Raw genomic sequence first — 19,246 nt, 5'->3', positions numbered from 1 at the left:
GTCGGCAGCCTCAGAGCTTGAAAATTGTGTCGATCGATGCGGATGACGAGGCATCCGTCGCGGCATCGTTGGCGAACGTGGTGATTTGATAGACCGGTGTTACGGGGTCCAGTGGCTCCCCCATCGCAAGCGATCCCCCACCAATGATGCAGGAGTCAATTCGACGCACATTGACCGCCTGGTTGACGGTTGTCGCCTTGCTGCGACCCCAAGCGACCGGATCGAAGGCAACATCACAGTTTTGCTGAATATCGGTATCGACCAATGGTGCGCCAGCTGGCGCATCCGTGCGATTGGCGATTGCCTCGATGGCACGCTCGCTTCGTCGCGTCACACCTTCCGCATTCTGGAAAGCGATGTTGGTTGCCAGATAATTGGATGCCATCTTTTCCTGCATTCCCGCCACCTGCATTCCCGCGATGCCGATCAATGCCAACAAGATCAACATGATCAGGGCGACATACAGCACTGCACCACGCTGGCGGAACGATATAGGACGCAAACGAATGGTTGCATTCATGAGTTAGTTTCCGAACAGTCGATTACGCAATGCGATCGTAGACTCGTAAGTCATTCTGTACCGCCCGTCGGCCTGTGCCGCCGGCGCAAACGACACTCCTAGTGCACTAGGATTACGCAAGGCGCTTGCGGGTCTTTCCGCCGTTGAAGGTGATGGACTGCGTGCCAGTATGCCAACCTGAACCTGTCCGACCCGCCTCCATTGAGCAGCTGCCGCAGCATCAGCTCCGACAGAGACATCGCTCGCTATTGCCTGAGTATTGATATTTCCCAGAGGCGGCGCAGTAGTAGACATGTTTTGAGTTTGATCAAGACCAAACAGCAACTGCAGATTCTCGATACCTTCGACTAGCTCCTCCGGCGAAGCATAATCGTCTACACCATTGGAGCGCGCACGCATCAGAGCAGGTTCGCCTGATGTTGCAGATGTTCCAACGTAGTAAACCAGCGACTCGGCCCGATAAATCAATGCCTGACCACTAGGCCTGGTGGAATAACTGGATAGATTCGTACCACTGGCGGTGACTTTGCCACTGGCATAGACACCCTTGAATACAGTTGCATGGCTGCAATCTGCGATGCCGAACAGGTTTGGCGCTGTCTGCCCACCTTCGGTCAAACGTGCGCCTGCGTTGGCGTCAAAGCCAACGACGCTGTTACTACCAGAGGTCAATGCTGTGATCGGCACGCTTTCTGGCGCCAGATAGCGCAAGACGAGGATATCGCTTCCACCACGAGGATTGAGTTTGGAGATCGCTGTCGGCAGGTTCGCCGGCACGGCCCAGCTGGCCCCGAGCGTCAATGTGCCTGGCGGCTTTGTGTTGGGAGCCTCATAGCCTTGGATGCTTACAGTGAAGTCCAGTGGATGGCCCGACCCGGTTGCAGCGCCGGTGGTGACAACCGGATCGCCTTCGCCTCGGACGAAGTGTGCCTGATCATTGACGCAACCGAAATGCCCTGCCATTCGAATATCGCGTTGCAGGAATTCCAGGGCAAACCGCCCATTCTCCTGGGCCCGAGCATTACCTTCGGCGAGCATGGATGCAGTACGGGATGCCGAGAAGACCTGGATCACTCCCAGCATCAACACTAGGCCGATCACCATGGCGATCATCATTTCAATCAGGCTGATGCCGGCGGTGGCGTGCCTTGATGAGAAGCGGCCGGTCATAATTGAGATACCAAGGTGAAGGTGGTGAGTGCATTAGGATTGCTTGCATCCCAACGCTGGTCGCCCCAACTGATGCCTACAGTCACTTGGCCATTGGCATTGAGCACGGTGGCACTAGCACCCTCGCCCAATGCCTGCACAACTTGGCATTTCCAGCGTGTGATATTGCTGGAAATGGCGAGGTCGGCTCCAAGCGGACGGCTGCAACCTGCGACTGTCACCGTGTTGGCAGAAAAGGTCGCGTCGGTGTACCAAGCCGACTGAAAACGATTGCTGCGCATCTGGTCGAGCAAGTCGTAAGCGAGATTGGTTGCCTGGGTACGGTAGTTGGCGCTCTGCACAAACCGGACGTTGGCCGTCTGCAACAGTGCAAACCCCAGCAAACCAAATGCAAGAACGACAATGGCAATCAACACCTCAAGAAGGCTGAAGCCATGGGACCGCGAGCGTAAAGCAAGCTTTCGGCGATACATCATTGGCAGGCACCTTTCTGAGAAGTGATCTGGCCGGCACCGTTAACTGTCAACGTGCGGCGCAATGCTTGCCCATCACACATGGTTGGCTGCAATGTAATTTGCTGGTTGATGGCAGCGAGCCTGCGGCCGCGCCCATCGAAAGCTATGGCAGCACCAGAGGGACCGGAACTCGCCAGTGACCTGTCTATCGAGACGAAACGCAAGACCGTGTCGCCGTTCTTGAAGGCTCCATCACCGTCGGTGTCCGCCCACGCGAGCATCCCCGCCCCCCAGTTGTTATCGCAGGCTGCTCCGGACGCGCTTCCACACACCCCGCCGCCCCGGCGATTCCTGATTGCCTCGCTGCGAGCAAGCGATAACAACCCGATGGTTTCGTTGGTGCTGCTCGCTACGCGATTGGAACGAATGACCCCGCGAAAACTCGGAAACGCAATCGTGAGCAAGATTGCCAGCACGACAATTGCGATCATCAATTCAACAAGTGTAAAGCCGGCAGATCGGCGAAAAGACATTGGAACGCTCCCCAGCGTGACCCCCGCAAGATGCGTCGGACGCCCCCCCAACAGCAAGCGTTGGGGGGACGAACGGTCATTTTGGGCGTGTCGACGTAGCGACGAGAATCGGTTATGCCCTGATTCCAGGGCTGAGCAGGCCATTTCCTTCCAACCAGGAGCTGGCCTACCAGCGCCTAAGTCACCACCCAATAACAAGGCCGGTAATCCCCCGAGATCTTCATCCGGCGCTGCTCGACGAAGCCGCGCAGCAGTTCGTCCAGGGCCTGCATGATGTCCGGGTCACCATGGATCTCGAACGGACCGAACTCCTCGATGCGGCGCATGCCGTCTTCCTTGACGTTGCCGGCGACGATGCCGGAGAAGGCGCGGCGCAGGTCGGCGGCCAGTGCAGGTGCCGGGCGGCCGTGGTGCAGGTCCAGGGCGGCCATGGCTTCGTGGCTGGGCACGAACGGCTGCTGGTACTCGAGCGGGATATGCACCGACCAGTTGAAGTAGTAGGAATCCTTCTGGTCCTTGCGGTGCGCGCGCACCTCGTGGATGCCCTCGGCCATGCGGCGTGCCACGGCGACCGGGTCGCCGACGATGATCTCGTAACGGGAGGCGGCCGCCTCGCCTAGAGTGAGGCGGATGAAGCGGTCGATCTGCTCGAAGTACGGTGCGGCGATGGTCGGGCCGGTCAGGATCAACGGGAACGGCAGGCTGGCATTTTCCTCGCGCAGCAGGATGCCGAGCAGGTACAGGATCTCCTCGGCCGTGCCGACGCCGCCCGGGAACACCAGGATGCCGTGACCGATGCGGACAAACGCCTCCAGGCGCTTTTCGATGTCCGGCATGATCACCAGATGGTTGACGATCGGGTTAGGCGACTCAGCCGCGATGATGCCGGGCTCGGTCACGCCGATGTAGCGCGTGTGGTGCTTGCGCTGCTTGGCATGCGCAATGGTGGCGCCCTTCATCGGGCCCTTCATCGCGCCCGGGCCGCAGCCCGTGCAGATGTCCAGGCCACGCAGGCCGAGCTCATAGCCCACCTGCTTGGTGTACAGATATTCGTCGCGCGAGATGGAATGCCCACCCCAGCACACGACCAGGTTCGGGTCCGACGGCTGCAGGATGCGCGCATTGCGCAGCTGCCCGAACACCGCGTTGGTGATGCCTTCACTGGTATCCAGATCGCCGCGCTGCGCTTCCAGTTCGATGGCCATGTAGGCCAGGTCGCGCACCACAGCGAACAGTAGCTCGGCCACGCCACGAATGATCTCGCCATCCACGAACGCCATCGCCGGAGCATTGATCAGATCGATGCGGATGCCGCGGTCCTGCTGGTTCACCTGGATGTCGAAATCCGGATACAGGTCGCGCGCAGCACGCGGGTCGTCCGAGGCGCTGCCGCTGGTCAGTACCGCCAGCGCGCAGCGACGCAACAACTCGTGCATACCGCCACTGGAGGCGTCACGTAGCCGGGCCACTTCCGCCTTGGACAGCACGTCCAGGCCACCACGCGGATAGATCCGCGCATCCACTACCGGCAGCGCCCGTGCTGCCGTACTGCTGAGTTCCATAGCTTGCTCCTGTCGTCTGTCGAAGACTTTAGCGTACTCACCCGCACAAAAGAAAACGGCCGGGAGACCCCGGCCGTTTTTTACTACTTCGACACGCTAGCCCGTTTTAGAACTGGTAGCGGAAGCCCAGCTGCAGCGCCCAGCGGGAGATGCCGCGATCGTCATAGACCGTGGATTGGTCCGGCGTATTGAAGCGGTACACGTACTTGCCAGTAGCTGCATCGACACCGCCGTATTCCACTACGCCACGCATGCCCGGGAAGCCGTACTCTTCGACACGACCCCATTTCTTGTTGAGCAGGTTGCCCACGTTCATGACGTCAAGCCAGAGGGAGGCCTTGTTGTCCTTGAAGAAGCCCGGAATTTCCTGCTCGATGTGCAGATCGAACTGGTTGATCCAGGAGTTACGTGCGCCATTGCGTTCGGCGACCTGACCACGACGGGCAGCCAGATACTCGTTGCCTTCGATGTAGTTCCAGAACGCCTGCTCTTCCCGAGCGGTACCGAACAGCACATCGCCACGGCCGGCCGGGATATACAACAGGTCGTTCAAGCGGCCATCGCCATTGGCGTCGTTGTCGAAGGTATAGCTATACGGACGACCATTGCGGCCCTGGTAGATCAGGCCCAACTTGGTCTCGTAATCGCCGAAGAACGCATGCTTCCAGTTCAACGTACCGAGGATGCTGTTTTTGACTTCATACGCAGCGGTCGAGGCGACGTTTTCATTGGCCTGGAAGACTGCGGTGTTGCCCAGCTGCGAGCCCGAAGTTGAACTGGTCAGGCCACTGACTTCATCTGCATCGGTATAGGTGTAGTACAGACCCCACGACCAGTCACCGCCATTGAAGGGCTTGTTCAGGCCGACGGTGAAGCTCTCGCTGCCTCCCTTGTCGGTCGAACGCGCGATGATCGCATCGTTGAAGCGCCCATCGCGCGAGCCGCGCGCATCGACCACCGAAGCGGTGCCACGCACACAAGCCGCCGGAGCGCTGGCACCGGTCGGGTTACGGCCGTCATCCAGCCAGCAAGCCGGATTCAAGCCTGCAGTATTCCAGTACAGATTACGGCCGTCCTGGCCCACGCGGCTGGTGGTGCCCAGATTGAGCTGCTGGTAATAAATCGCCTCATTGACTTGAGTGACCACCGCTTCGGCAGACGCCACAATGCCGTACCACGGCAGTTCGGTATCGAATGCCAAGTTGGCCTTCCACACCGATGGCTGACCCAGCTTGCTGTCGACGAAATCGACAGACTGCGTGGCGCCATTCACCGAGCCATTACCGGTCGGCTGGTTGTTGATGTCAGGCGTAAAGCGGATTCCATTGGAGTTCACCAGCGTCTGGCTGGAGAAGTTGTAATCGGTGTACGCAAGGCCGGTATTGGAGTACGGATTGGACAGCCACACCGTTGCCGCAGCGCCCTGGAACAAGCCCACGCCGCCACGCAATTGAGTGGGGCGATCGCTGTCGAAGGTGTAATTGAAACCGAAGCGCGGCTCGAATAGGCCGTTTCCGTCGATGGTCTGGTCGTTACGGAAGCCGAACAGCGTCGAGGCGGTTGCGTTGTAGGCCGGGCTGTTCTTGACCATCGGCTCGTCATAACGCACACCGAACGTCAGCGTCAGGTTGTTGTTGACGGCCCAGGTATCCTGCAAAAACACGCCAACGTTGCGCATGCCCCAATCTGCGGCGATGTCGTCAATGTTGCCGCTATTGGAGCGCGAGTAACGGTAGTTCAGCGGGCGGTTGGCCGCATAATCGGCAATCGAGTTGAAGGTGTAAGAACCGAAGACACGTTGACCGAACAGATTGAACAGGTCGTTGTCTTCGTAATCGAAGCCAAACTTGACGGTGTGGTCATTCAAGAACAGCGTGCCGGCGAAGAAGGCGTTCCACGTTTCAGTACGCAGTTCGTTGGCCTGGGTGCTCTGCTCGGTCCCTAGATTGACGGTGTTGTTACCGATGCGTACTGCAATCGCCGGCAACTGGGATGCGGCAGTGCGCACGGCCGAATAATCGCGGTAGGACACCTTGGCTTCAGTCGAGAAGGTATCAGTCCAATCGCTGAAGAGCTGGGCCGTATAGGTCTTGAGGCTGAAGTCGCGGACGTAGTGGTACGAATTCAGCGACAGCGCCTGATTGCCGAAGCCGTTGAGGTTGGCAGTGCTCTGCTCGCTCTCGCCGTAACGCAACGAGGCACGGTGCTTGTCGGAGATGTTCCAGTCAAGCTTGATGCCCTTCTCCTCGGAATCGGAGTCCAGCGCAGGCAGCGCAAGCGTTCCCGGATCGAAACCGTAGACATTACGTGAGATGTCGATGATCCGATCAATGTCCGACTGCGGGATCTGGACGATATTGCTCTCGCCAGAACCAATCGGACCGTAGCCGGACGCACCGGTGAACACGCCCTTGCCCTTGTACTTTTCGTAGTTGGCGAAGAAGAACAGCTTGTCCTTGACGATCGGGCCGCCCAGGGTCAGGCCGTAGGTGGTCTCGTTGTCGAACAGCTGCGGGCGGATGTCGTTCTGGTTCTTGCCCGACCAATCGTTCTCGCGGTAGGTGCCGTAGACCGACCCGTGGAATTCGTTGGTACCGGACTTGGTGACCGCGTTGATCACGCCACCGGTCGCACCGGTGATGGTGACGTCGTAGTTAGCGACGTCCACGGAAATTTCGTCGATGACATCCATCGAGAATGGCTGACGCGGCGTCGGCAACCCATTGGATTCCAGACCGAACGCATCGTTGGTGCTGATGCCGTCCACGCGGATCAGGTTGAAGCGCGGGTTCTGGCCACCGACCGAGATCTCGTTGCGCGCCTTGTCGGTCTGCGCCACGCGCGGATCCAGACGTACGTAGTCCTGCAGGTTACGGTTGATCGAGGGTAGCGATTCGATCTGCTCGCGGGTCACGTTGGTGCCGGTGCCCATCTTGTTGGCGCTGAACAGTGCCGAGCCGTAATCGCCACCAATGGCCTGCACCGCGCCCAGCGTGGTCACATCGCCGCCCAGCGAAGCATCGACGCTGTTGACCTGATTGAGGTTCAGGTACACGCCCTCTTCGGTCTTGGTGCCTTCGCCGGACTTGGTGATGGTGATGGTATACGGCCCACCCACACGCAGGCCGCGCGCGTTGTAGCGTCCGCTGGCATCGGTGGTGGCACGGCTGACGGTGCCCGATTCGACGTGGGTGATCGTGACTTCGGCATTCGGCACCGGCTGACCGCCGCTGCTGGTGACCAGGCCAGCGACGCCGGCGGAGGTGCTCTGCGCAAATACGGGAGCGGCGGCGAGCGCGGCGACAAGGCCAAGCGTGAGCTTGGACATGCGGAGACAACGGGGGTGGGTCATTTCGGTGGCCTCGATACAGGTTGGGCAGTGACAAAAAGCGCAGTCAGCCCAACCGTTCCCGGGGTTGGGCTGCCGATGATCTGGGGTCCCTCGCCGCGCGGCTGGTTGCTGCCGCAACGGTTAACAACAGATTAACACGCTAAAGCTTGATTGTGACGGCGGCGTGACAAAGTTCGCGCAGTGCAACATGAACTGCACATGCGGCTTCGCAGACGCCAGATTGCGCAAGGTCGCAACGAGAACGCGATGCAGGTCTCGACTTCCACCGATTTACCGGGCAGACGTGGGAGAGGGTCTTTCGTGTGTCCCGGTGCGCGCAGACCTAGTAGCCGGGAAGTGGTGCCAAGTGTGACAAGTCGCCTAGACCTGGCTTGGCAACCTTCTGCGTGCATGGAGCTCGCAGTGCTCGACAATGGTCTGGGGGACGCCTTGTCGATGCGTGCACCCCTTATTGCCCCGCCCTGCCACGGCTGGTTGGGTCAGGCAGGCCGCTATTGCTCTTTCCAGATAGGCTCGCCATCTGGACGCTCGCGGCGAACAAGGCAAGGCGATCGACTGCATCCAGATGCGCCGCTGCTCCCGCAGCACATCCGCATCCCCGGAGCGCCCGCATCCAGACGTGCGACGCCCCTACTCCATCAGCACCCTAAATCGACACCGGCAACTTGAAATACGTCCCCAGGCCATCCAGGAACATCTGCACCGAGATCGCCACCAGCAACATGCCCATCAGGCGTTCGATGGCGGTCAGTGCGCGGTGACCCAGCAGCTTGTACAGCAGCGGTGCGGAGGCCAGGATCGACGAGGCGCCGATCCAGGCGATCATCAGCGCCAGGCTCCAGTCCCAGAGCCGGGTGGGCTCGTTGCTGCCCATCAGCATCACCGCTGCCATGCCCGAGGGGCCGGCCACCAGCGGGATGGCCAGCGGCACGATGAAGGGCTCGCCGTCTGGGATCTCGCCCATCAGGCCTTCCGGGCGCGGGAAGATCATGCGGATGCCGATCAGGAACAGCACGATGCCGCCGGCGATCGCCACCGACTCCTGGCGCAGGTGCATCAGCTCCAACGCGTACTTGCCGCCCCACAGGAAGGCCATCAGCACGCACAGGGCGATCAGCAGTTCGCGCGCCAGCACGAAGCGTTGCCGCTTGGGCGGCAGCGGCTTGAGCACGCTGAGGAACACCGGGATATTGCCCAGCGGGTCGAGAATCAAGAACAGCAGCAGGGCTGCCGACAGAATGGTCATACCGAAGGGCTCCAGATCGCACCGCGGTGCGGAGCACCTGCCATGGACAACAGGGTGACGCAGGCAGCGGCATAGCGCGCGGGGTCCGCTGCGTCGGCGTCTTCCTGATGGGTGAAGGCACGCGCGCGCAGCGCGGTGCGCATCGGGCCGGGCTGCAGGGCGTGGAGACGCACCGGGCCAGCGGCGGTTTCGTGATGCAGGCTGGCCAGCAGACCACGCTGCGCATGCTGGGCAGCGCCATAGGCACCCCAGTAGGCCTGGCCGACGCGCGCCGGGTCGTCGACGACGAAGACCACCGCCGCGTCGTCCTGCTGGCGCAGCAGCGGCAGGCAAGCCTGCGTCAGCCAGGCACGCGCGATGAGGTTGACATGGATGGTGCGTGCAAAGGCATCGGGCGCTGCCAGCTCGGCCGGCGTCAGCCCGGCGAAGTCGGCCGCGCAGTGCAGCACGCCGGACACGCCGCCCAGCTCGGACTGCAGGCGCTGCGCGAGCGCGGCATAGTCGTCCGGAGTGGCGCCGGCCAGGTCCAGCGGATACAGCAATGGTTCGGCGCCCAGCGCCGCAACGGTGTCGTACACACGTTCGAGCGGACGCAACTTGCGCCCCAACAGCACCACGGTGGCACCGGCCTGCGCGCACGCCCGCGCCGCGGCGCTGCCCAAGCCACCGGCCGCGCCCGTGATCAGCACCACACGCCCGGTCAGGCCGGCCGAAGGGGCGGACTGCGCTGCACTCACGGCTGGTAGGCCTCGCTGACGATGCGCCTGAGTTCGCCGGCCTCGAACAGCTCCAGCGTGATGTCGCAGCCACCGATCAGCTCGCCATGGATGAACAGCTGCGGGAATGTGGGCCAGTTCGAATACCGCGGCAGGTTGGCGCGTATTTCCGGTTCTTCCAGCACGTTGACGGTGCGCAGCTGGTCGGCGCCGGCGGCCACCAGGGCCTGCACTGCGCGACTGGAAAAACCGCACATCGGGTAGTGCGGGGTGCCTTTCATGAACAGCACGATCGGGTGCTGCTCGACTTCGGCCTGGATCCGTTCCATCACCGGCATTGAACTCTCCTGACTGGGAGCGGCAGGCCCGACCGCCGGGTCGGATAGACTTCCGCAAAGGCGCGCATTGTAAGCCTTCACGCGACCTGCCGCCGGACTCCCTTCGCTGCCCTGCACACCATGCCGATCGAACACCTTGCCCTGCCCTACTCCCGCGCGGCCCTGGAGCCGCATCTATCGGCCGCGACACTGCAAGCCCACCATGATGTGTGCCACCGCAGCGAAGTCGAGCAACTCAACGCCTGCATCGAAGGCAGTGAGTTCGCAGAGCTGACCCTGGACGAGATCATCGGGCAGGCGCAGGGCAGCGTGTTCCATCTTGCAGCGCAAGTGTGGAACCACAATTTCTATTGGCAATGCCTACGCCCTCGCGGCGGCGGCGAACCGCTGGGCAGGCTGGCCGACAGCATCGGCAAGTCGTTCGGCGATTTCGCGCATTTCAAGCAGGAATTCAATCGGGTGGCCTTGCGCACCTTCGGCTCGGGCTGGGTCTGGCTGGTGCAACGCCCGGACGGCACCCTGGCCATCGTTGCCACGCCCAACGCCTCCACCCCGCTCACCGGACCGGACACGCCGCTGTTGGCCTGCGACATCTGGGAGCACGCGTATTACCTGGATTACCAGCAGGACCGCGCGCACTATCTGGACGCGTTCTGGAAACTGATCAACTGGGATTTCGTAGCCAGCCGATTGGGTTGACCTGAGCTGGCCATCGAAGCGGTTGCCGAATCAACGGCCGCTTGTGGCGCAGCCGACACGCTGCAACAGCGCACGCACGTCCTTGCGGGGCCTGCCGGCGCCGCTGGACGAGGGCATTGCAGCGCAAGCAGCCAGTCACGCGTTGACTCAGCCCTCCTGCAGACGCCCGACAACCGGCGCGACCTGCGCCTCGCGCTGCAATGCCTTGCCTGCCTGCACCAGCGCAGTCACCAGCGCCTGCGGCGTATCGGCACGCATGGTGGCATGCCCTACCTTGCGCCCTTCGCGTGCCTGCTTGCCGTAATCGTGCCAGTGCCCACCCGGCACAGCCAGGAATGCGCCCGCATCGGGCATGCTGCCCAGCCAGTTCAACATGCAGGCATGCCCCCGCATCGCGGTGCTGCCCAATGGCAGGCCAAGGACCGCACGCACATGATTTTCGAACTGGGAGGTCTCGGCGCCCTCGATGGTCCAGTGGCCGGAGTTGTGCACGCGCGGGGCGATCTCGTTGGCAAGCAGTTCGCCATCGCGCACGAACAGCTCCAGCGCGAATACGCCCACGTAGTCCAGCGCTTGCGCGATTGCGCGCGCATGCGTTTCGGCCAGCGCCCGCGTGGCGGCATCCACGCTGGCCGGCGCCAGACTCGCCGACAGCACGCCATCCACATGCCAGTTCTCGGTCAGCGGCCAGGCGCGGAATTCGCCATCGCGACCACGCACCGCCACCACGCTGACTTCGCGCTGAAACGGCACGAAGGCCTCCAGGATCAACCCGACCCGCTCGGCCTGCGCACCCAGCGCGTCCCAGGCGGCATCGGCATCGGCAAGCGTCCTGATGCGGAACTGGCCCTTGCCGTCGTAGCCGAAGCGGCGGGTCTTGAGCACGCAGGGCGCGCCGATGCGCGCCAGCGCGGCATCCAGGCCGCCGCGGTCATCGATTGCGGCAAATTCGGGCACCGGAATGCCGAGCTCGCGAAACAGGGTCTTTTCACTGAGCCGGTCCTGCGCCACCGCCAGCGCCTGTGGACGTGGGAACACCGGCCGCTGCGCGGCCAGGTGCTGCGCGCTGGCCGACGGCACGTTCTCGAAATCGAAGGTGATCACGTCCAGCGGTGCGGCGAATGCGGCAAGCGCGGCGGCATCGTCGAAGGCCCCCACCTGCAGCGGCGCCAGTTGCCCCGCGCAGGCGTCGTCGGCCTGGTCGAACACTGCAAAGCGCAAGCCTAGTGGAGCACCCGCCAGGACCAGCATGCGCGCCAGCTGGCCGCCACCCAGAATGCCGACCGTGCTCATTGGCGCGGGTCGTCGCTGGCCATGACGTCGTCGGTCTGTTTGGCGCGGAACTGCGCCAGCGCCCGACCGATCTGCGCCTGCTCGGGCGCCAGCATGGCCGCCGCAAACAAGGCCGCGTTCGCAGCGCCAGCGTTGCCGATCGCAAACGTTGCCACGGGAATGCCGGCCGGCATCTGCACGATCGACAGCAGCGAATCCATGCCGTTGAGCGCCTTGGACTGCACCGGCACGCCCAGCACCGGTACCGCAGTCTTTGCGGCCAGCATGCCCGGCAGGTGCGCGGCGCCGCCGGCGCCGGCAATGATCGCGCGCAGGCCGCGCTCGCCCGCTTGCTCGGCATAGGTGAACAACACATCCGGGGTGCGGTGCGCCGAGACCACCTTGACTTCGTACGGCACGCCCAGTGCATCAAGCTTCTGAGCCGCGTGTTGCATGGTGTCCCAATCCGAACGGGAGCCCATCACGATGCCGACCAGCGGCGCGGAGTGGTTGGAGGTCATGGCCCTGCCCTGCGGTAAAGACGTATTCTAGCTAATCTCCACGCAAGACAAGACTTCGATGGATCGCAAACTGCTCGACCTGCTGTGCTCGCCCGACACCCGTCAGCCGCTTTCGCTGCTGGATGGCAAGGGTCTGGAAGCACTCAACACCGCCATTGCCGGCGGAACCCTGCAGCGCGCCGACGGCAGCGTACAGGCGCAGCCACTGCGCGAGGCGTTGATCACCCGCGACCGCAAGCAGATCTTCCGCGTCGACGACGGCATCCCGGTGTTGCTGGCCGAAGAGGCCATCGCCACCGCGCAGATCGCCGACTTCCCCGAAAAGTGAGTTCTTCCGTGCGTACCCTGCCTGCGGCGCCGCCAGCGGCGTTGGTCGATGCCGATGTGGAGCGCGCGCTGGCCGAAGACATCGGCACTGGCGATGTGACTGCCGCGCTGCTGCCCGATCAAGCTGACAGCGCCTATCTGTTGTGCAAGCAGGATGCGGTGATCGCCGGCCGACCCTGGTTCGATGCCACCCATCGTGCGCTCGACCCACAGGTCCGCATCGACTGGCACGTACACGAAGGTCAGCACGTCAGTGCCGGCACGGTGCTGGCCATCCTGCAAGGCCGCAGCCGCAGTTTGGTCAGTGCCGAACGCACGTCGCTGAACTTTCTGCAGACGCTCTGCGCCACCGCCACCGCCACCGCGGCCTATGTGGCCGCAGTGGCAGGCACCGGCGCCCGCATCCTGGACACGCGCAAGACGCTGCCGGGCCTGCGCATGGCGCAGAAATACGCGGTGCGTTGCGGCGGCGGCGATAACCACCGCATCGGTCTGTTCGATACGGTGATGCTGAAGGAAAACCACCTCCGCGCCGCCGGCTCGCTGAGCGCGGCGGTGCATGCAGCACGCGCGCAGCAACCGCAGCTGCCGCTAGTGGTGGAGGTGGAAACGCTTGTGCAGCTGCGCGAGGCCTTGCAGGTGGGCTGCACGCGCATCCTCATCGACGACTTCGACCCGGCCATGCGTCGCGAGGCGGTGCGCATCGTTGCTGCGCTGCCGGTGGATCAGCGTATCCCGCTGGAAGTCTCCGGCAGCGTCGACCTGGCCGGCATCCGCGCAATTGCACAGGACGGCGTGGACTGCATTTCCATCGGCGGGTTGACCAAGCATGTGCAGGCGGTGGACCTGTCGCTCAAACTCGGCCCGCCACCGCACTGATTTCACGTCTGCGCGCAGGCCGCTCTGGCAGCCTGCTGCGATTGCTTTCGTGCAGGATGTTCGATGACCGTAAGACCCTGGCCGTGGATGTGCCTGTTGCTTGCAGGATGGGGAGGCGGCGCTGCGGCTGCAGAAGTGTGCGATGTGCCACCGCGTTTCGGCACCAGCCCCGCAGCGATCGCCATCGTGCGCTCGGCCTGCAATGAGCATCGTCTGTGGCAACACCCGTTCATCGATGCCAAAGGGCGCCTTGCCAGCCTGGGCGTGACCGAAGCCGAGTCCGGCTATCTCGCCGACCACGGTGTCGTTGCCTGGCAACGCGTGGCAGGCTATTGGCGCGATAGCGGCACGCTTGCTTCGATGGGCGGACGTCCCGGCGCGTCGAGTTGCGCTGCACTGGATGGCACCCGCTACACCGCCAGCGACTGCCGCGCGTTCCTGATCGACAATCCATGGTCGGCCGCCTTCGTTTCATGGGTGATGACACAAGCCAGACTGAGCGGATTCCACCGTTCCGCGCGCCATCTGGACTACATCCGCAGCGCATACAACGACGGTGCCACCGGCCCGTACCAGTTCGCCGACCCTGCCGTCGAAAAGCCCGCACCCGGCGATCTGCTCTGCCTGCTGCGCGGGCGCAGCGTAGCGCTTGGCTACGCAGGATTGAAGGCCGCATTGGGCGGTAGCGCACCGATGCCATGGCAATCGCATTGCGATGTGGTGGTGGCTGCCAACGTCGGCGGCGATCGCACGCTGTATCTGATCGGCGGCAATGTGTTCAACACGGTGATGATGCGCAAGATGCCGCTGGACCGCGCCGGCCGGGTGGTATTGCCGACGCCGCAATCCGACAACGCGCAGGACCAGAACGAAGACAGCCTTGGCGTCGCCAGCGAATGCACGCCGGCACATGAAGAGCTGTGCGACTTCAATCGTCGCGACTGGGCTGCGCTGCTGAAGCTGCGTCCCGATGCGGCGATGCTGGCGCCACCGCCGACCGAACCACTGCCTGCGCCCACCGCACCGCCTGCCGAGCAGACGATGCCACCAGGTTTTCCACGCGTGGTGCCGCCGCGCCCGGAAACGCAGCCGGCGCCGACGCAGCAGCCTGGGTGAGGAAAAAGTCGCCCCCTCTATCCCTGCGGGCGAGGGGGTTGAGGTGAGGTACGGGGCGAAGCCCTGGCGCCGTTTCAACTGCACGAGGCTGCGCCCGCACCCTCATCCGCCCCTTCGGGGCACCTTCTCCCGGTGGGAGAAGGAACAGAAGCGTGATGCCACGCTCTCGCTCCTCTCCCGCCGGGGCGAGAAGGCACCGTTTGCGCGCCACTGGCGCGCGGAGCGTGGGGTGAGAGGATGCGGACGCGTAGCCCTGGCGCCGTTTCAATTGCACGAAGCTGCGCCCGCACCCGCATCCGTCCCTTCGGGCACCTTCTCCCGAGGGGAGAAGAAACAAGGCATGGGCTATTCCGAACCGACCACAAAAAAGCGGGCCGAAGCCCGCTTTTTCGTGACACGTCAACCGGTGGCGATTACTCGGCCGAAGCCGGCACGCCCTCGCCTTCTTCCACTGCCTTGATCGACAGCCGGATACGGCCCTGCTTGTCCACTTCCAGCACCTTGACGCGGACCAGATCGCCTTCCTTCAGCTTGTCGCCGACCTTCTCCACGCGCTCGCTGGAAATCTGCGAGACGTGCACCAGGCCGTCCTTGCCCGGCAGGATGGTGACGAACGCGCCGAAGTCCATGATCTTGGCGACCTTGCCTTCGTAGATGCGGCCCGGCTCCACGTCCGAGGTGATCTGCTCGATGCGCGACTTGGCAGCTTGCGCAGCGATCGCGTTGACCGAAGCGATGATGATCGTGCCGTCGTCCTGGATGTCGATCTGCGTACCGGTTTCCTTGGTGATCGCCTGGATGGTCGAGCCGCCCTTGCCGATCACTTCGCGGATCTTGTCCGGGTGGATCTTGATGGTCAGCAAGCGCGGCGCATAGTCGCTCAGCTCCTGACGCGGGGCGGTCAGTGCATGCGCCATCTCGCCGAGAATGTGCAGACGACCGGCCTTGGCCTGCTGCAACGCCTGCTTCATGATCTCTTCGGTGATGCCTTCGATCTTGATGTCCATCTGCAGCGCGGACACGCCTTCGGCAGTACCGGCCACCTTGAAGTCCATGTCGCCGAGGTGATCTTCGTCACCCAGGATGTCGGAGAGGACGACGAAGTCGTTACCTTCCTTCACCAGACCCATCGCGATACCTGCGACCGGCGCCTTGATCGGCACACCGGCGTCCATCAGTGCCAGCGAGCTGCCGCAGACCGATGCCATCGACGAAGAACCGTTGGACTCGGTGATTTCCGAGACCACGCGAATGGTGTACGGGAATTCTTCCAGGCTCGGCATCACGGCCAGCACGCCGCGCTTGGCCAGACGGCCGTGGCCGATTTCGCGACGCTTCGGCGCACCGAAACGACCACACTCGCCCACCGAATACGGAGGGAAGTTGTAATGGAACAGGAAGTTCTCTTTGTACTCGCCCGACACCGCGTCGATGACCTGACCGTCGCGTGCGGTACCCAGCGTGGTGATCACGATCGCCTGGGTCTCGCCGCGGGTGAACAGCGACGAGCCATGGGTACGCGGCAGCACGCCGGCCTTGGCGCTGATCGGACGCACGGTATCCAGTGCACGGCCGTCGATACGCACCTTGGTGCTCAGCACCGAACCACGCATGGTCTGGTATTCCAGCTCGCCGAATTCCTTCGACAGATCGCCGGCAACCCAGCCTTCGACGGTGGCGCGCGGCGCCAGCGCACCCAGCACGTCCTTCTTGATCGCCGAAATCGCATCGCGGCGCCGCAGCTTGTCGCGCACCTGGAAGGCCGACGCGAGCTGATCGCCCACCGCTTCCTTCAGCGCGGCGATCATGCCGTCGTTCTTGGCCGGAGCCACCCAATCGGACGGCTTGGTGCCGGCTTCGACGGTCAGCTCGTTGATGATGTTGATGACCTTCTGCATCTCGCGATGGCCGAACGTCACAGCGCCCAGCATCACTTCTTCCGACAGCAGTTCGGCTTCGGATTCGACCATCAGCACCGCATTGGCGGTACCGGCCACAACCAGCTCCAGCTGCGAATCCTTCAGCTCGGTCACGGTCGGGTTGAGGATGTATTCGCCGTTCTTGTAACCGACCTTCGCCGCAGCGATCGGGCCGTTGAACGGGGTGCCGGCCAGCGACAGTGCGGCCGATGCGCCGATCAGCGCGGCGATGTCGCCGTCGATGTCCGGGTTCATCGACATCACGGTGGCGATGATCTGCACTTCGTTCTTGTAGTCCTCCGGGAACAGCGGACGGATCGGACGATCGATCAGGCGCGAGATCAACGTTTCCTTCTCGGTCGCACGTCCTTCGCGCTTGAAGAAGCCGCCCGGGATGCGGCCGCCGGCGTAGAACTTCTCCTGATAATCGACCGTCAGGGGAAAGAAGTCCTGCCCTTCGCGCGCGCTCTTGGCGGCGACGGCGGTGACCAGCAGTACGGTGTCGTCGAACTTGACGATGACGGCGCCGCCTGCCTGGCGAGCGATTTCGCCCGTCTCAAGAGTGACGGTGTGCTTGCCGTACTGGAAGGTTTTGGTGATTTTTGCCACGGAGGTTTTTCCTTAGGTGTAACTGTCTTCGTTGGACCGTCGTCGACCCATGCCGAGAACGGGCGGCCGGGAGGCTCCGGCCCATGAACTTGATGATGCGATGACGCGTTTGCGAAGGACCAAAACAAAACCGCGGCGCATCGCTGCGCCGCGGTGGTAGGACTCGATCAGCGGCGCAGGCCGAGCTTCTCGATCAGCGACTTGTAGCGGTCGTTGTCCTTCTTCTTCAGGTAGTCGAGCAGGCTGCGGCGACGGTTGACCATCTGCAGCAGACCACGACGGCTGTGGTGATCCTTCTTGTGGGTCTTGAAGTGACCGGTCAGCAGCTCGATACGTGCGGTCAGCAGAGCGACCTGCACTTCCGGCGAACCGGTGTCCTGGGCGCTGCGCTTGTTGTCTTCAATAACTTTCTGGGTGTCGACAGACATGATGTTTACTCGATAGATGCGTGGTCGACAGGAACGTGCATGACGCACCGTCGGACTCGCCGTTTGCTAGGGATGAGCGCGCTTGGCGCTGAGGTGCCCCGATCGGGGCCGCGAAATTGTACCGTCGCAGGACGCCGGGGACAAGTTGACTAAACCTTAACAACCTGGAGTTTCGTTCAGTCCATTGAACAAGCGCTGCGGTGAGAGCCGACCATCAGCGTCAACAAGGCCAAGGCCTGACGGGCTTCCATCCGGACCAAAAATGGCGACCTGGCCGACCGGAAACGCCGCGTCGCGCAAGCGTTGTCCCATCCGGAAGCGGGTCGCATGGGCCTGGTCGAGGGTGATCTGCGCAAAATTGGCCAGCCCGGCCTGGATCGGCAGCAGCAGATCCTCCGCCCGCGTGCCCGATTCCAATGCCGCGCTCAACGCCTCAAGAGTCATCATCTGGGGCGACCGGAACGGCTCGACCCAGAGCCGGCGCAGCGAGGCGATATGCGCGCCGCAGCCGAGCACTTCGCCCAGATCGCGGGCCAGGCTGCGGATGTAGGTGCCGGAGCCACAGGTCACGCGCAACTGCAGGCGCGGCGCCTGGTAGCCGATCAATTCGATCGCATGCACCTCGACGTCGCGCACCGGCGCCTCGATCACCTCGCCCCGGCGTGCCTTGGCATACAGCGGCTCACCGCCCTGCTTGAGCGCGGAATAGATCGGAGCCTGCTGCTGGATGCGCCCGATGAACGGGGCCAGAGCCGCGCGCAATGTATCCTCCCTCAGCGCCGGCACGGCACGCGCGCGCAGCGGCTCGCCATCGGCATCGTCGGTATCGGTGGTGACGCCCAATACCACCTCGGCGTCGTACGCCTTGGCCGAACCCAGCAGCAAGCCGGCGATCTTGGTCGCCTCGCCCAGGCATAACGGCAGCAAGCCGGTGGCCAGCGGGTCCAGGCTGCCGGTGTGGCCGCCCTTTTCGGCACGCAACAGACGGCGTGCAGCCTGCAATGCAGTATTGGAACTGAGCCCGGCCGGCTTATCCAGCAACAGGATGCCGTGCAGCGGGCGATAGACGATGCGGGGTTTCAAAAGATGGGTGCTCGAATCGGACGCGGTGCGCGTCCGCAAGAATTCAGGGGCGCAGCAATCTCGCCCAGCCAACGCAGCGCTTAGCGCTGCTCGGCGTCTTCATCGCTGGACGTGGCCTGCGGACCGACATCGTCCAGGTCACGCAGCAGGTTATCGATGCGTTCGCCACGGTCGACCGAGTCGTCGTAGTGGAAGTGCAGCTCGGGCACGTGACGCAGTTTCATCGCGCGTGCCAGTTGCGTGCGCAGCTGCCCGGCGATTTCCTTGAGCCCCTTGACCGCTTCGGCCGAGCGCTCCTGCTGCAGCGCGGTAACGAACACCTTGGCGTGCGCCAGGTCACGGCTGATCTCGACATCGGAAACGCTGACCGACGGCAGGCCGTGGTCGCGCACGGCCGCGTGCACGATCGTGCCGAGGTCGCGACGCACTTGCGCCGAAACGCGGTCGGTGCGATGGAATGATTTGGTTGGCATGGTCGTGGACCTGGTTGATTCGGAGGGC

At 63.2% G+C, this 19,246-nt stretch carries 19 protein-coding genes; 4 read left to right on the top strand and 15 right to left on the bottom strand.

The window, feature by feature from the left end; genetic code table 11:
• Positions 1 to 10: 10 nt before the first annotated feature.
• From A7D17_RS04955 to grxD, 9 genes are all read right to left on the bottom strand, one after another.
• A complete protein-coding gene (locus tag A7D17_RS04955; RefSeq protein ID WP_064508078.1) occupies positions 11 to 520 on the bottom strand; it encodes a pilus assembly PilX family protein in 510 nt (169 codons plus the stop codon).
• Positions 521 to 523: 3 nt separating this feature from the next.
• The gene (locus tag A7D17_RS22525) at positions 524 to 1,690 is read right to left on the bottom strand and encodes a PilW family protein (RefSeq protein ID WP_082861747.1); all 1,167 of its coding nucleotides are present in this window, start codon (positions 1,688 to 1,690) and stop codon (positions 524 to 526) included.
• On the bottom strand, positions 1,687 to 2,163 hold the full coding sequence (pilV, locus tag A7D17_RS04950; protein WP_064508108.1) for a type IV pilus modification protein PilV: 477 nt from the start codon (positions 2,161 to 2,163) through the stop codon (positions 1,687 to 1,689). Before pilV ends, A7D17_RS22525 begins: the two co-directional genes overlap by 4 nt.
• Complete coding sequence (locus A7D17_RS04945; protein ID WP_064508077.1) at positions 2,163 to 2,678, bottom strand: GspH/FimT family pseudopilin; 516 nt, start codon at positions 2,676 to 2,678, stop codon at positions 2,163 to 2,165. The genes pilV and A7D17_RS04945 overlap by 1 nt, the downstream gene beginning before the upstream one ends.
• A gap of 176 nt (positions 2,679 to 2,854) precedes the next feature.
• Positions 2,855 to 4,240: a nucleotide 5'-monophosphate nucleosidase PpnN gene (gene ppnN, locus A7D17_RS04940; protein ID WP_064508076.1), complete on the bottom strand. Its 1,386-nt coding sequence runs from the start codon at positions 4,238 to 4,240 to the stop codon at positions 2,855 to 2,857.
• Between the two features lie 106 nt (positions 4,241 to 4,346).
• On the bottom strand, positions 4,347 to 7,592 hold the full coding sequence (locus A7D17_RS04935) for a TonB-dependent receptor (protein ID WP_064508075.1): 3,246 nt from the start codon (positions 7,590 to 7,592) through the stop codon (positions 4,347 to 4,349).
• Between the two features lie 646 nt (positions 7,593 to 8,238).
• A complete protein-coding gene (locus A7D17_RS04930) occupies positions 8,239 to 8,838 on the bottom strand; it encodes a YhgN family NAAT transporter (RefSeq protein ID WP_064508074.1) in 600 nt (199 codons plus the stop codon).
• On the bottom strand, positions 8,835 to 9,575 hold the full coding sequence (locus tag A7D17_RS04925; protein ID WP_064508073.1) for an SDR family NAD(P)-dependent oxidoreductase: 741 nt from the start codon (positions 9,573 to 9,575) through the stop codon (positions 8,835 to 8,837). The genes A7D17_RS04930 and A7D17_RS04925 overlap by 4 nt, the downstream gene beginning before the upstream one ends.
• The gene (grxD, locus tag A7D17_RS04920) at positions 9,572 to 9,892 is read right to left on the bottom strand and encodes a Grx4 family monothiol glutaredoxin (RefSeq protein ID WP_064508072.1); all 321 of its coding nucleotides are present in this window, start codon (positions 9,890 to 9,892) and stop codon (positions 9,572 to 9,574) included. Before grxD ends, A7D17_RS04925 begins: the two co-directional genes overlap by 4 nt.
• 120 nt (positions 9,893 to 10,012) lie before the next feature.
• On the opposite strand from grxD, the gene A7D17_RS04915 reads away from it, so the two are divergent.
• Positions 10,013 to 10,591, top strand: coding sequence for a superoxide dismutase (locus A7D17_RS04915; RefSeq protein ID WP_064508071.1), 579 nt, complete (start codon positions 10,013 to 10,015; stop codon positions 10,589 to 10,591).
• Positions 10,592 to 10,738: 147 nt separating this feature from the next.
• Here the strand turns inward: A7D17_RS04915 and A7D17_RS04910 are convergent, their stop codons facing one another.
• Positions 10,739 to 11,884, bottom strand: coding sequence for a 5-(carboxyamino)imidazole ribonucleotide synthase (locus A7D17_RS04910; RefSeq protein WP_064508070.1), 1,146 nt, complete (start codon positions 11,882 to 11,884; stop codon positions 10,739 to 10,741).
• Positions 11,881 to 12,384, bottom strand: coding sequence for a 5-(carboxyamino)imidazole ribonucleotide mutase (gene purE, locus A7D17_RS04905; protein ID WP_064508069.1), 504 nt, complete (start codon positions 12,382 to 12,384; stop codon positions 11,881 to 11,883). Before purE ends, A7D17_RS04910 begins: the two co-directional genes overlap by 4 nt.
• 58 nt (positions 12,385 to 12,442) lie before the next feature.
• Between purE and A7D17_RS04900 the strand changes: the two genes are divergently transcribed.
• The 3 genes from A7D17_RS04900 (at position 12,443) to A7D17_RS04890 (ending at position 14,706) form a co-directional block, all read left to right on the top strand.
• On the top strand, positions 12,443 to 12,712 hold the full coding sequence (locus tag A7D17_RS04900; RefSeq protein WP_029221568.1) for a Trm112 family protein: 270 nt from the start codon (positions 12,443 to 12,445) through the stop codon (positions 12,710 to 12,712).
• A gap of 8 nt (positions 12,713 to 12,720) precedes the next feature.
• Positions 12,721 to 13,590 (top strand): carboxylating nicotinate-nucleotide diphosphorylase, encoded by an 870-nt coding sequence (nadC, locus tag A7D17_RS04895; protein WP_425479567.1) that lies wholly within the window; start codon positions 12,721 to 12,723, stop codon positions 13,588 to 13,590.
• A 63-nt stretch (positions 13,591 to 13,653) separates the two neighbouring features.
• Positions 13,654 to 14,706: a DUF2272 domain-containing protein gene (locus tag A7D17_RS04890; protein ID WP_064508067.1), complete on the top strand. Its 1,053-nt coding sequence runs from the start codon at positions 13,654 to 13,656 to the stop codon at positions 14,704 to 14,706.
• A 413-nt stretch (positions 14,707 to 15,119) separates the two neighbouring features.
• Here A7D17_RS04890 and pnp read toward each other — a convergent pair whose 3' ends face one another.
• From pnp to rbfA, 4 genes are all read right to left on the bottom strand, one after another.
• Positions 15,120 to 17,234 carry a polyribonucleotide nucleotidyltransferase gene (pnp, locus tag A7D17_RS04885; RefSeq protein WP_064508066.1) on the bottom strand — a complete coding sequence of 705 codons (2,115 nt, stop codon included), beginning with the start codon at positions 17,232 to 17,234 and terminating at the stop codon, positions 15,120 to 15,122.
• A gap of 167 nt (positions 17,235 to 17,401) precedes the next feature.
• Positions 17,402 to 17,662, bottom strand: a complete 261-nt coding sequence (gene rpsO / locus A7D17_RS04880) for a 30S ribosomal protein S15 (RefSeq protein WP_005991399.1) — start codon at positions 17,660 to 17,662, stop codon at positions 17,402 to 17,404.
• A gap of 156 nt (positions 17,663 to 17,818) precedes the next feature.
• A complete protein-coding gene (truB, locus tag A7D17_RS04875; protein ID WP_064508065.1) occupies positions 17,819 to 18,745 on the bottom strand; it encodes a tRNA pseudouridine(55) synthase TruB in 927 nt (308 codons plus the stop codon).
• Between the two features lie 80 nt (positions 18,746 to 18,825).
• A complete protein-coding gene (rbfA, locus tag A7D17_RS04870; RefSeq protein ID WP_005991395.1) occupies positions 18,826 to 19,218 on the bottom strand; it encodes a 30S ribosome-binding factor RbfA in 393 nt (130 codons plus the stop codon).
• Between the last annotated feature and the right edge of the window lie 28 nt (positions 19,219 to 19,246).

This window comes from Xanthomonas floridensis (genome assembly GCF_001642575.1).
GTDB lineage: Bacteria > Pseudomonadota > Gammaproteobacteria > Xanthomonadales > Xanthomonadaceae > Xanthomonas > Xanthomonas floridensis.
Note: the sequence above shows the minus strand (reverse complement) of the source record. Positions and strands in the feature narration are given on the sequence as shown.